Here is a 14,657-nt window from a genome sequence, read left to right as displayed (position 1 = left end):
ACATATTTATTTCAAATATATCGATTTTAGTAGATATAAGAATCATTTATTGCATACGTATTCAATAGAATGTTCTGCAAAGAACTATATATTGTAAATCTCATGTAAATGAGAGGCACAATAATGAATAAAATAAAATTACCAATCGCCGCAAGTTTTGCAGTACTTGCCTCAACAAGCGCCTTTGCTGCACCTAGCAGCGTTGGCGAACCAACTACATTTGTTCACCTTTTCGAATGGTCTTGGCCAGATGTAGCCAAAGAGTGTGAAACCTTTTTAGGTCCACAAGGCTATGCAGCAGTGCAGGTTTCCCCTCCAAATGAACACATTACCGGTAGCCAATGGTGGACTCGATATCAACCCGTCAGTTATCAACTCACCAGTAGAGGTGGAGATAGAAACGCATTTATTGCCATGGTTTCAAGATGTAAAGCAGTAGGTGTTGATATTTATGTTGATGCAGTAATAAATCATATGGCCCATGGAAGTGGTAAAGGGGTAGCTGGAAGTACATTCGCAAATAAACAATATCCTATTTATAGCCCAAATGACTTCCATCAAACCTGTGCAATTAATCCTACAGATTACGGCAACAACGCGTGGCGAGTTCAAAACTGTGAACTCGTTGGCTTACACGACTTAGACACGGACTCCCCTTACGTTCAAACTCAACTAGCCAATTTTTTAAACGACCTCCTTTCAGTGGGTGTTGCAGGATTCCGACTTGATGCCAGTAAACATATGCCTCCCTCAGATATTGGCGACGTGCTAGCAAAATTAAATAAAGAGTCGGTTGTATTCCAGGAAGTTATAGATCAAGGCAGTGAAGCCATAAAAGCATCTGAATACTTCCAAAATGGGCTGGTTACTGAGTTTAAATACAGCCTTAAACTAAGCGAAACATTTAAAACCGGCAAGCTTGCCTGGCTTAAGTCTTTTGGCGAGCAATGGGGTTTTATGCCAAGTTATAAAGCAGTGGTATTTACTGATAATCATGACAACCAAAGAGGCCATGGAGGTGCAGGCTCAATTGTTACCTTTCACGATGGAAAACTGTATGACTTAGCAAATGTCTTTATGTTGGCTTTTCCTTATGGCTACCCAAAGGTGATGTCAAGTTACGAGTTTAATGGCGACACTGATGCAGGCGGACCAAACGTCCCCGTTCATCAAGGTAACACGCTAAACTGCAATGCTCAGCAATGGCAATGCGAGCACAGAAGGCCTTTCATTGCAGGAGCGATGCGTTTTAGAAATCACACAACTGGTAACTGGACTGCTTCAAACTGGTGGGACAATGGCAATAACCAAATCGCTTTTTCTAGAGGTGATCAAGGATTTGTTGCTATTAACCGAGAGTCTTCGAGCATGTCAGTAAAATTACAAACTGGTATGAAACCTGGAACATACTGTGACGAGTTAAGTGGAGGAAAAAATTCAAATCAATGCGTAGGAAGAAGTGTTGTTGTTGACCAAGACGGCAATACGCAAGTTTCTTTGGGCGCGATGGACGCGATTGCCATTCATCACGATAGTATTACCGATGGGCTTCCAACAACAGGCGATTGGCAGCGCACTATCGTTTTTATTAAGGCCGAAACTCAAGATGGGCAAGACATGTTTGTTCGAGGTGGCTTAGATCACAGTGAAGCAGCAAAACGTGGCATGGATTGCCAAGCCAACCCTAATCTATGCCAAATTCCAATCAAACATCTAAACTTGCGCAACACCACAACCGCGCCTTGGAAAACTGGTGACTTACATTTAGATTGGCAAGCATCTGAGAGCGGACAATCGGCCCAAGCGCAAGGCACTGCATTAGATTGGACGACTAATCAATGGCCACTTCAATGGGGCACCAAAAAAACCTATAACCAACATGGATTTGGAGAGTCAAGTCTAAATCAGTGGGGACCACACTATTGGAAGTTAGAGGTTGAGATGGATTGCAGTAAAACTCATCAAGGCTGGTTTGAACTTAAAGCATACGTTAAAAATGGCCAAGGCTGGGAAGATAATATTGCTCAGCAAAATCGCCCGTACAACAGTAATAACCACTTTGCAAAATGTGGCATGTTAAATATGTTTGAATTTGGCAGCAACCTGCATTTTGTTCAAGCATTATAGGTCTGTTTGTTACCGAATTAGACTGAGAACCGATTAATCTCCCTTAGGTTATCAGCCCCAAGCAACCATTGCTGAGCAATGGTTGCTTTTTTGAATAACTTCAATAACTAAAGTCTATAAAGCAGCAATTTCTTTACAAACAATTTCAGTACCATCACTAAGTGCTCTTAATTCGCCTTTCGCCACTGAATGCGATAATGGCGCTAAGCCACAGTATGAGCAAGGGTACAACTATTGAGCGTATCTTAAACGCAAATTTCGTTTCTAAACCTGCCATACGTGTACTTAGTTTAAACTAAGCACTCGCCCTACTTTAACTCTCTCATCAAAATATTACGCGTAGCTCGCTGACCACTGCTCAAGAATCGTTTGGTAAGGTTTGATAAAGTTTTCTTCTGCAAACTTACCCTGCTCTTTTGCTAAACGACTGCGCTCTTCTCGGTCATAAACAATCTGAGTTAAAGGTTAATCTACGTTTTTTAGATTCGGCTTATAGCACGTGCCAGCGACTGCATTTGCGTTATAAATTTCAGGACGATAAATTTTCTGAAATGTCCCCATGGTACTGATAGTGCTGATTAATTCTAGGTTACTATAATCATTCAGCAAATCTCCAAAGAAGTAGAACGCAAAAGGCGCTACGCTATTTGGCGGCATAAAATAGCGAACCTGCAACCCCATCTTCTTAAAGTATTGCTCTGTTAAAGACGACTCATTAGGTAGATATTCAAACCCGAGTACTGGATGTTGATTCTCCGTTTTATGATAGATTTTATTGTCTGAAACACTCAAACAAATAACCGGTGGTTTTTTGAAGTTATTTTTATATGTACCTGAATTAATAAATTTGTATCAATCACTTACGTTCTTTAAAATACATAACCCCCATTTATGATAACCAATATACTTAAAAGCAACATGCTGAGATGACTATTTCACTCAGGTAGCATTACATCCTCTAATTGCAAAAAAGTTGAATGGAATAAGTGAAGTACTGTTGTTGATTTTATACTGTGCACTATTAAGTAGTGGGCGTGCTTTACAGGTTTCTTTGTTGACTTTCTTCTCTACAAACATGGAAAAAGCAATCAGATGTACTTCTGAATGCGGCATCGTGCGCCGTTTGGCTCAATCGGCTATATAAGTCTGGTAGCAGACAATTTGATTTTAAAGATAGATTTGGGAATTGTATGTACTTCTTGGTTCACGACCCCCATTGGAGCTAACGCAACGAATTACTTGCCTGTACCTACAGTTAAAAAGATCTTTGCCATGTTGCTTGTCATCATGGCTATCAATATGATTTTTAACTAGCAACCAAATATAAAAAGGACCAAAACATTCTGGTCCTTTTTTGGCGTTTCTTGGTACTTATGTTTCGAGCCCTTTATAAATTGCTCTTAACGTATACCTAAATTCAAGAATATACCTATCACTGTGCGGTAATCGCAAAAGTACCAATAATCAGGAAGATCCAAAACACAAGACCTATAAAGATCCACACGAAATTCAATAATGTGAATCTATCATTTTTATTCCCATTTGGATCCGCACTGGCTAAATTAATCAGTGACTGCGCTTTGTGCAAGCAAAAGCTTGAAATAATTAAAGTTATGTACATAGAATACATCGTATACGGCAAGCCTATTTCGTTATCAGCAAGGCGACTACCTATATTTCCCAGTATTGATGCAACAACAAATAAGGTCGCGTAATGAAATATTCGGCTTGGTTTTGCTTTATGTTGTATTTCGTACTTTGTTTCCATCAGAGAAAACAAGGAATGTGCAAAAAATATCGAAAAGATACCCCTTGCGATCGGCCATAAGTCTTCCCCAGTGCTCTTTTTGTATTCTTGCCAGTGTTTAAAAAACCAATACACGGAGTAAAAACCGAACGTCATTATATTCAGTGTCCAAAACTTTCTTGGAGAAACAATATAAAATTGCATTTCTGCCAGCTCATCGGTGATCGACTTTGGTAAAACTTCTTCTGTCATTGCATCCTCATTGCGAATCTAACTCAGTGTAAAATTGACTTTAAACCATGCCACGCAAATGCGTTTTTTGCAATTAAAGGTTACTTTGTTGAACAAAAAACGCACCAGCGTTCAATTGGTTGTTGAACGCCGATATTAAAATTGAGCAAGCTCACTTTAGTCACATGCAATGACTATCGCACTCGAAGCTGTGGCACGTAGAGCTATTTTCCCCAACCCGACTTGCGCGTCTCCAACAAATGATACCTTAAATGGTGATACAGTCTGAGATAGCTTAGCATCTAGACTCTCGAAACACGTTAGAGGCACAGCGACCTCTTGCCAATCATCAGTTAGCGCATTCAATATTTTTTCAGGTAAACTGACTTGCGAACTGCATTGTTTTTCTCCTACACAATTCATCCCTATAGAAGTTTTTGAAAGTGAGCCTGATTTCAAAGAGATATCAAATGTTAAGTAGGCATTCGATTTTACATATGCACTCAAGTCTTCTGGGAAGCCATGTTTACTGAGCAATTGAATTCCTGCAATATCTGAATTAGTAAAAGACAATTGAAAACTGTCCTCCTGAACAAAACGATCAATGGTTCTAAATTCGACTCCATTTAGTTGCTCGCTATTCGACTTAACCAACTTGTTCTCATTACGTTCAGTTAGGTACAGTGCCCATGGCTTTTTAGGCTGAACGTCGTATAAAAACTCTACTTCATTGACACTTGAGCTAATATCAAACTGCTCATTCAAGTTGTCTTTCAGAGTGTCTGTTGTCGCATAATTCAGCCCATAGCCATATTCGAATAACGGGGCTTGTCCATCAAATCGATTTACATGTTGAGTTGGTGCATTGGGCCAAGAAAATGAAAGTCTTCCTGAAAAATCGTGCTGAATATGGTTATTACCGTCTCTCAAAATCACATCAGCAATACCATCACCTTCTGAGCCCGGTAACCATAGAGCGACAAAGGCATCACTGGCATTTAGCTGCGCATTGACCCACATAGGACGACCGCTGATAAACAAGGATACGACGGGTATACCTTGCGCCTTCAATGACTTTATTAGCTTCAAATCCTTGTTTGTCCCATATTGATAAGCCAAATGAGGCCTATCTCCTTGCCCTTCAGCATAAGGCTCTTCTCCAAACACGACAATCGCTATATCAGGTTTGTCATTGTTTGCGAAAGAACCATCAAGACTCAGTGTAATATTACCTCCAGCTTTCACCACCTGCTGTTTGATACCTTCATAAATTGAAGTACCGCCCGGAAAGTCTGAGTTTGCGTTATTAGTCCCCTGCCATGTAATGGTCCACCCGCCAGACTGCTTACCAATGTTATCTGCACCATCTCCGCTAATTAAAATATTTTGTTTAGGCGATAAAGGTAAGATCCCAGCCTTATTTTTGAGCAGAACCATTGATTTTCGTACTGCTTCTCTGGCTAACGCTCTGTGTTGCTGATTGCCCATAATTTTACTGTCGCCAGCGTAAAGTCGCATTGCAGGGCTTGGTTTATTAAATAGACCTGCGCGTAATTTCACCCTAAGAATACGACTTACTGCATCATTTACTCTAGTTAAAGGTATCGTCCCGTCTTCAACCTGATCGACGGTATTATAAAATAAAGGTTTCCAACTTTTAGTTGGCGCCATAAACATATCTAAACCAGCATTGATCGCTTGTGGACAACTTTCATTGGAACACCCTTCGATTTGCCCGTGACCGTTCCAATCTCCTACAACGAATCCATCAAAGCCCATTCTTTCTTTTAATACAGTCGTTAATAGGTATTTGTTGCCATGTATCTTATCGCCATGCCAACTATTAAAGGACGCCATCACAGATTGAGAACCGGCTTTTAAACCGCCAACGTAACCCTGTGCGTGGATCTTAAACAAGGTTTCTTCGCTAACAACATTGTCGCCTTGGTCATCACCTTTAATTGTGCCACCGTCACCAACAAAATGTTTAACGGTACTAATAACATGTTGTTCTTTGAATACTTCGTTGGATAGCCCATCACCTTGCAGTCCCTTTACAATTGCATAGGCATAATCTCTGACGATTTCTGGAGCCTCTGAGTATCCTTCATACGTTCTTCCCCACCGGTCGTCTCGTACAGTGGCAACCGTTGGTGCGAAAATCCAGTCTATTCCTGTCGCGAGAACTTCTTTGGCCGTGGCCTGAGCAATTCTTTCTATTAACTTAGGGTCATTTGCAGCGCCTAATCCAATATTATGCGGAAACAAAGTTGCGCCAATAACATTGTTATGGCCATGGACCGCATCTGTTCCCCACATAGTTGGGATCGTCGAGCCATCCAAAGATGCATCAATTGACGCTTGATACATAGACTCCGCCAACATAACCCAATCAGTCACAGTTGCGTGCTTATCTCCATTAGGAAAAGCACCACCTCCGTTTAAATATGACCCAAATCCATATTTACGCATGTCTTCTACTGTGATATCGCGTATTTCTGGCTGTATCATCTGTGCTACTTTCTGCTCAATCGTCATGTTGGCAAGAAGCTGAGCTACACGTAATTCAACATCTTTAGATACAGGGATCTCCGAGGTAATATTGGGCCAAATAGATGGGTCTTTCCCTTGCTCGGTTTCAGTTTCAAGCCTTTTAGACTGCCCGCACGCGCTAAGCAGAGTTACCATGCAAACAGATAGTACTGTTTTTCGTTTCAACTTATTCATTACTCAGCCTCCTTACCTGATTTTTTATGACATCCCCAAAGACCAAAATAAGTAATGAAGATATAGCACGCTGCGGGTAGGAAGAATGAACTCTCCAGCCCGATATTGTCAGCAAGAATACCTTGCCAAATAGGTATGATTGCACCGCCGACAATCGCTAAACACAATAAACCAGAGCCACGACTTGCATCTTTACCTAGGCCCGAAATCGCTAAACTAAAAATCGTAGGAAACATAATCGAATTGAATAAACCAACCGCGAGCATCGCCCACATAGCAAGTGCGCCAGTTTGATTCACTGCAAATATAATCAGGCCCATAGAGACAACAGCATTAAATGCGAGCACCTTTCCACCAGCAATTTTTTGCATCACGGCAGCACCAATAAAACGCCCAATCATTGCGCCTCCCCAATAATAAGCAATGAGCTTGGCTGCTTGTGCTTCATTTAATCCAGCAATACTTGGTTGATGTAAAAAGCTCACCAAAAAACTACCTATAGAAACCTCAGCACCCACATATAAAAAGATCCCAATAGCTCCTAGCATCAAATGAGGATGATCTGTCAGAGGTCTTGTGTTCGTTGATGACTCTTCCTTTGATTCAACAAGCTTTGGCAATTTAAGCACAGCAAAAACAACCGCCAGCACGGCCAATGTTGCCGCGAGTATTAAGTAAGGTACTTTTACTGCTTCGGCGCCGTTCGATACGGTACCTTGCTCTGATGAGAACAAAAGGTAAGCACCAAAAAATGGCGCAATGGTAGTACCCAAAGAATTAAATGCTTGCGTAAGCGTTAATCTTGACGGTGCTGTTTCTGGTTTTCCAAGTGCGCTTACATAGGGATTGGCCGACACTTGCAATACAGTTATGCCAGACGCCAGTACAAACAGCGCTAGCAAAAATACTTCATATAGCCCGATAATTGCCGCAGGCACAAACAAAACACACCCCAATGCAGCAATCGCAAGGCCGAGTACGATCCCTTTTTGAAAGCCAATTTTACCGACCAGATTTCCAGCTGGAATAGATACAATAAAATAGGCGCCAAAAAAGCAAAACTGAACCAGCATCGCTTGTGTGTAACTTAACTGAAACGCCCCTTTAAGGTACGGAATTAAAATATCGTTCAAGCAGGTAATAAACCCCCACATGAAAAATAGACTTGTTAGCGCAGAGAGTGCAAAACCAATATTTTTTGGGTAATCAGAAGATTGGTCCACATGCGCAGCTTTTGAAGCAAACTCGGTTGCCATAATAAAAACTCCAACCAGCATCGAGCCAATGCAACAGCGTCTGTTGCATGCTCAATACTTAAAAATAACTAAGAGATAAAAAAGTGATTAGATTTATTGAAAGCTGTATCTCACACCCAAGGTATATCTTGGACCGTACTGCCTTGCGAATAAGAACTGTCGTTCATACCGACCAAAGCCTTGTTCAGTTTCATCGTTGAGGTTTATGCCCTCAAAAAAAACCGTCCAGCGTTCATCAAGGTCGTAATTTACGCTGGCATCTAACTGTGCATAAGTTTTGGCAAACTGTGGCGGATTATCAGCCGAACCTTGATCTTGGCCAACACCTATCAAGTATTCATCACGCCACGCATAAGTCAGCTTGAGAGACAGGCCATCTTTCTCATAAAAGACTTGTGCATTTGCAGAATCGCTTAGTCCCGTAAGCGGTGTTTGCTGATCTAAGCTATTCACATCAAACTCTACGTCGCCATCCACAAATGTGGCATTGAGCCCAATGCCGAAGCCACTTTCACCAAACACATGTTGAAATGCCACTTCGAAGCCATCAACATGTTTAGTGTCTGTCGCATTAAATGGCTTAGTTATCTGCCAAACTAATGACGGGTCATCATCGGCGGGCTCTATGTAACCTTGTGAATTAAGCGTCGCGCCATTGGCCTGCATTTGCAGAAAAATCGCATCGCTAGATGCTTTTTCACCACGTGCTTCAATATCGGCAACAGCTTGGTTCCATCTCGGACCTTGATAGATATCTTTAAATCCATCGATGATTGTTTTGTTAACCTCATTGCCAACAAAGTTTTTGACTGATTTTTTAAAGTAACCTATTGCCGCATAACTACTTTCATCATAATAATATTCAACGCTTAAATCTAAGTTTGTAGATTCAAATGGCTCTAGATTCGTATTACCCTCATTGCCGTTGCGAGATCCTATTTTAGGGCTACCAGAGAGCACGCGCCCGCCCGCCAAATCTCCCAAAGGTGCACGTGTAATGGTTTTTCCCCAAGAAACTCGGCCTACCAGCTCATCGGTAATATCTACTTTTACATCAAGCATTGGCAGTAGCACATCATGCTGCCCTTCAGAAGTATAAGTATTATCCTCTGGGAGATATTGTGTGTGCCACTCACTGCCACCTAACCACCAAACCGAAATCGGAATTTGTTGTTCATCAACACTTGTTACATCTGTCTCTTCATATCGAATCCCGATGTTTAAAGCAACTGGGAATGAGGCGACTTCAAACTCCCAAGCACTTTGAACATAAAAGCTCATTGCCTCTTCTTGAACAGAGCTTTGAGAAAAGTTGCCCAAATCATGGTAAGCCGTAGTGGCAAAATAATCGTCACCACCGAGCACGTCATTGGTAAGGAATGCTTCAGAGCGTGCTACGACCTCGTCAAAGTCAAAGGTATAGTAGTAATTCGGGCTCAAATTTGCACCACCGCTGGCAAATGAATCCAGAAAATCATTGGTATTGTTTCTCTTAAACATGCTATCAGGGAACATTTGCGGCCATGCCGGATTAAATAAAAACCCGCCAATTAAACCACTCCACGCGTTAGAGCCGCCCATCGTTTGATCCGTCATAGCAACACCAAATTTGACATCAATCAGTGGAATGTCAAAGCGGTCATTTTCCCATGTTGCATCTATTTGTAGCTGCTGAACCTCTGCCTTTCCGGGCGAGTGAACAAACTGGCTAAAGTGCGAGTCAATTTCACTTTCAAGCAGTGTTGTAGAGCCATTCAACCAATGTATTTGCGCATGTGGAATATCACCAAACCGGTAATCATAGGTTTTAGTTCTGAGCTGATCTGACCCCAACACTAAAGACCCTTCACTGCCGATCCCCTTATCTACACCATTATCAGTTTCACTCGAGGAGTCGTGATAGTCCAAAGATACGTGCCACGCGTCATTGATTTGCCAATCAATATTGATTCCAGCTGATTTTTCAATGACTTCGGTTGTTGATCGCGACGCAGTAAAAGAACCATCATTACCGCTGATGTCTGCGAATACCGCTGTGCCATTTTCATCTAACTCATAGGCATTGATATTGCCGCCATATTCATTCCACATCCCCCAACCAATGCCATTTTTGCCTGTTACGGCTTTGGTATGGGTATAGTCTACAGAGAGCACTAGGTCATCCGTAGGCGCATACTGAAACACAATATGTCCGTTTGTTCGATCCCTTTCTAGATCTTCAATGCCATAGTTTATGTCTCTAGGAAAAAAGTAATCTCCTACTCGTTTTCCTTCGTTATCTAGTGGCCTAGGATCGATCACCTTGCTGTCATCAATATTACCGGGCAAATCAACATTGGCTTGCCAACCCTGAATATGCGCTTGCTGTTTTTGAAAATCTCTCTCATGGTGTGTGAGAGAAAATGACACTCCAAACGTATCGTCAATAAAGGTATTTGAATACAGCGCAGACAGTTCTGGCGTCACATCGTCATTGACGACATTGGATGAATCATGAATCGCCTTTGCAGAAAAGGTATAACGTTCTCCGGGGCTTGCAAGAGGCTTTCTTGTTACGATATTCACTGTTGCACCTAGACCACCACTTGGGTTTTCCGCGCGTGCTGTTTTGAATACCTCTAATGCCATTACACCATCAGCAGACAAATTCTCAAGGCTGTAAGACCTTGAGTTACCAGTGCCTGGCATTTGTCGACCATTTAACGTAATTAAATTGAAATCCGGACCAAAACCTCTGACTGTGATCTGGGAGCCTTCACCATTACTTCGACTGACCGCAACACCAGTAATACGCTGTAAAGATTCAGCCAAGTTGGTATCAGGGAATTTCCCCATTTCCTCAGCTGAAATCGCATCGACTACCCCAGATGAGTTTCGTTTAAGGTTCATTGCACGGGTCAAGCTCCCTTTGATACCACGGATCTCAATCACTTCTATTTCTGTATTTTGTTCTTCTGCCTTTATGGCTGCTGATTGCTCTTCGGCAAATATCTGCCCTGACAGAGCTAATGACACACACAAAGCCACGCGCGAAGATACAAATTGAACTTGTTTCATAACTAACCTACTAAATTCTGTGTTCTGGGGGAATATTCCCCTTGTATTTGCCGCGTTACGGCACGGTGATTTCTGCGTTATCGACTCTGTAAACCGCACCTTCTCCAGTGCCCCATGCAGGAAACATCATAACGACATTTATTTTTGATACATCCAAGCCTGCGTCAGCCAACGACTGTAGAGAGTAGGTATACGTTTGCCACTGCCCAACCACAGGTGTTTGCGCTTCGATGCTTGCATTTAAGTCGAGTTCAACATCTGTTTCAGCATCAAGCGATTCAATTTTGAATTTCCAAGTACTACTCGTATCATTAGGAGCATTGACCACTTTCATATCAAAACGTATAACACCGCTGGCAACTAAATCACTGGCATCAAAGTGAGCACCATCGTTTGCTAAGAACCCCATTACCGTGGGTTCTGCGCCTATTGAAAATTGCGCAGTTACACCGTGATCAGCATCGTCCTGCTGCTCTGATGGAGTCGAACCACCACAACAATCCCACATTGGCCAACTGCTGTTTTGTCCATCTTTGAACAGGGTTAAGGACTCTGGCTGAGGTACTGAACTTTGATTGTAAATAAGCACATTATCTAGTCTAAATACTGCACCTTCTCCGGTACCCCACGCTGGAAATACCATCACAACGTCAATCTTAGTCACGTCTAATCCAGCAGCGACAAGACTTTGCAAAGTAAACGTGTACGTTTGCCACTGACCAACAACTGGGGCTTGTCTTTCTAGACTTGCCGTTAAGTCCAGCTCGACCTCTGTCGTCGCATCCATTGATTCAATCTTGAATTTCCAAACAGATTCTGCGTTATTCGGCGCATTGACCACTTTCATTTCGAATTGAATGACACCCGATTGCAAAAATGCGCTGCTGTCGAGATAAACTCCATCATCTGCAAATAAACCAACCACTGTCGGTTCGCCACCGATGGTATATTCCGCCGTCATGCCATGTTGCGCGTCGTCGTTAACAATAGTTGGAGTAGTTCCTCCGCAGCAGTCCCATAACGACCACTGTGTAAGCACATCATCTTGAAACAACACATGCCCTTCAAATGTTGGCGCGTCTGTTGGTTGATAAAACTTTAAATTATCGACACGATATAATGCACCTTCACCCGTCCCCCATGCTGGGAAGATCATCACCACATCAATCGCACTCACATCTAACCCAGCACTAGCTAGATCAGAGAGCTTAAATGTATAGGTTTGCCACTGCCCAGTTACAGGCGCTAGTCCCTCTATACTGTTGTTGAGATCCAGCTCTGCCTCTGTCTCAGCATTATTGCTTTCTATTTTTAGCTTCCAAACAGACTCTGAGTTGGCTGGGGCATTGAGCACTTTCATCTCAAACTGAAACATACCATCAGCAAACATCGACGACGCATCAAATGGCATTGGCTCAACACCTTCTGCAACGATATTTTCTGCACGCGAGATAAACCCTAATACTGTCGGCTCGCTACCCACTGAAAACTCTGCGACATTGCCATGCTCTGCATCGTCTTCAACGATTTGTGGTGTTGTACCGCCGCAGCAATCCCATAATGGCCACGCTGGATTCACAGAGTCGTCAAAGATGACAAAAGACTGAGGTACCGACACATTGTCGCCTGCAATACGCATATTGGTTACTTGATATACAGCGCCTTCACCACTGCCCCAAGTTGGAAAAATCATCACAGCATCAATAGCACTGAGGCTCAAACCACCATTAGCCAGAGCTTGCAACGGAAATGTATACGTTTGCCACTCTCCCAAAGCAGGCGCTTTACCTTCAATGCTGGTGGTCAATGCCACTTCTACTTCTGACGATGCATCCACACTTTCAACTTTGAGAAGCCATGGTGTATCAGCTGCGCTGGGCAAACTGACCACTTTCATATCAAAACTCAGCGTACCATTATTGAGTAGTGGGCTGGCATCAAAAGGTGATGCGGTGCCAGCCTCGTCGGTAATAAACTCTTCACGAGAAATAAACCCGTTCACTGTTGGGCTTTGACCAACCACAAACTCATAGACAGTGCCTTTTTCAGCATCATCGACTAAGGCTGGTGTTGACCCGCCACAGCAGTCCCAAGCTGGCCAGTTCGGATTGGGTGTACCGGCAAATATATCTAGATTCTGGGCGATACCGGAAGAAGGAGGGATTGGCGTGGGCGCTTTGCCCTCGACTAATGCATCCTCTAAACTATCAAACCCTCCGCGCACTGTGTCACAACCTTTGCCCGTTTCTGGGTTAATTTGGCATTGATACACACGCACGTAATCGATTTCAAAATGCTGCCCATTGGCAAAAGCAGAGGCATCGACGCCTAACTCATTGACACTTTCAGGCCAATCTCCCCCAACCGCAAGATTGAGCAACATATGGAATGCTTGGTCATACGGCGCATTATCCCAATGTGTCTCTAATTCTCCTGAGTCTTGTCCAAAGTACTCAGTAAACCATCCGCGAAAAATTAAGCCACGGGCAATATCATCGCTGTCGTAAAGTACCTGTGAGCGCCTTTGGGTCTGATAAAGGAAGCCATCAACATACCAACGAATTTCTCCTTCTTGCCACTCTATTGCATAAGTATGAAAATCGTCTGCTGGGTTCATGTCATTAGGCAATAGATATTCTTTGCCGCTGGATTCATTGTCAGGCCAATCTTTGCCATAGTGCAAAGTGCCATATACATGGCGCTCTAAAGTGCCATCATCTCGTTTTGCTTTGAGATTTACCGACTCAACAACGTCGATTTCACCAGACTTTGGCCATCCCCCGTATACCTCATCCGTGGGTAAAAGCCAAAATGCTGGCCAACTTCCTTGGCCAGATGGCAATTTTGCACGTACTTCAAAACGTCCATACTTGAAATCTGCTTTGTTTTTAGAGCTTAGCCTAGCTGACGTAAAGGGCTTTTTCTCTCCCTCAGCAGCGGGCAAAGCAACAATATGGAGAATGCCATTTTCAATATAGGAATTCTCATTGCTGGCAGTGTAACACTGTTGCTCATTGTTGCCGCCGCCGTCACAATTGACTTCATGCAGCCATTTGTTGGCATCAATGGTGTCTGTTTCGAACTCATCACTCCATACGAGTTGCCAATCAGATACGGGAACTTCTGGTGATATTTGGCTGGTATCAGTGTTCGTTTCAGCGCCCCCGCCACACCCTTGCAGTGTCGCACTCAGCAGGCAAACGCCAAACACTTGGTTTACTGTTGGTTTCATTTCATCACTTCCACATTTGCTCACAGTGCATACGTGATAGTTTCTTCTCTAGAAAACATCACACTGTGAACCTTGGCACATTTATCGTTGTCATTTGGCCAAATGCATTTATTTTAAATGCAAATTAAAAATGTAAATTTGGCAGTTAAAATATTGATAGAAAGATAATATTGTGACAATTAAAATGCGCTATCGCGGTGCAATTTTGCGTCAATGCTGGTGCAGCTGCACCTCGTACGACAAGACGAAACAATTACACGATGAAATATGAGGCATAAAT

The 14,657-nt window shown here is 42.8% G+C and carries 5 protein-coding genes and 3 pseudogenes; 2 read left to right on the top strand and 6 right to left on the bottom strand.

Features of this window, described 5'->3' with window-relative positions; all coding sequences use genetic code 11:
- The first annotated feature begins 123 nt into the window (after positions 1-123).
- Positions 124-2,127: an alpha-amylase gene (locus N475_RS09060; RefSeq protein WP_063365085.1), complete on the top strand. Its 2,004-nt coding sequence runs from the start codon at positions 124-126 to the stop codon at positions 2,125-2,127.
- Positions 2,128-2,460: 333 nt separating this feature from the next.
- On the opposite strand, the pseudogene N475_RS09055 reads toward N475_RS09060, so the two are convergent.
- Positions 2,461-2,973: pseudogene (locus N475_RS09055) on the bottom strand (putative oxygenase MesX); the annotation flags it as partial.
- A gap of 184 nt (positions 2,974-3,157) precedes the next feature.
- Between N475_RS09055 and N475_RS26050 the strand changes: the two are divergent.
- Positions 3,158-3,441, top strand: a pseudogene (locus N475_RS26050) (sulfite exporter TauE/SafE family protein); the annotation flags it as partial.
- A 118-nt stretch (positions 3,442-3,559) separates the two neighbouring features.
- On the opposite strand, the gene N475_RS09045 reads toward N475_RS26050, so the two are convergent.
- The 5 genes and pseudogenes from N475_RS09045 to N475_RS09025 form a co-directional block, all read right to left on the bottom strand.
- Complete coding sequence (locus N475_RS09045) at positions 3,560-4,126, bottom strand: hypothetical protein (protein WP_063357141.1); 567 nt, start codon at positions 4,124-4,126, stop codon at positions 3,560-3,562.
- A 156-nt stretch (positions 4,127-4,282) separates the two neighbouring features.
- Positions 4,283-6,832, bottom strand: a complete 2,550-nt coding sequence (locus N475_RS09040) for a glycoside hydrolase family 3 protein (protein WP_063365084.1) — start codon at positions 6,830-6,832, stop codon at positions 4,283-4,285.
- A complete protein-coding gene (locus N475_RS09035) occupies positions 6,832-8,088 on the bottom strand; it encodes a sugar MFS transporter (protein WP_081232403.1) in 1,257 nt (418 codons plus the stop codon). Before N475_RS09035 ends, N475_RS09040 begins: the two co-directional genes overlap by 1 nt.
- 93 nt (positions 8,089-8,181) lie before the next feature.
- A complete protein-coding gene (locus N475_RS09030; RefSeq protein ID WP_063365083.1) occupies positions 8,182-11,145 on the bottom strand; it encodes a TonB-dependent receptor in 2,964 nt (987 codons plus the stop codon).
- A 574-nt stretch (positions 11,146-11,719) separates the two neighbouring features.
- Positions 11,720-14,377, bottom strand: a pseudogene (locus N475_RS09025) (family 16 glycosylhydrolase); the annotation flags it as partial.
- Positions 14,378-14,657 lie beyond the last annotated feature (280 nt).

Origin of the sequence: Pseudoalteromonas luteoviolacea DSM 6061 (assembly GCF_001625655.1) — a bacterium.
Taxonomy (GTDB): domain Bacteria; phylum Pseudomonadota; class Gammaproteobacteria; order Enterobacterales; family Alteromonadaceae; genus Pseudoalteromonas; species Pseudoalteromonas luteoviolacea.
This window is presented reverse-complemented; position numbering and strand designations above follow the sequence as displayed.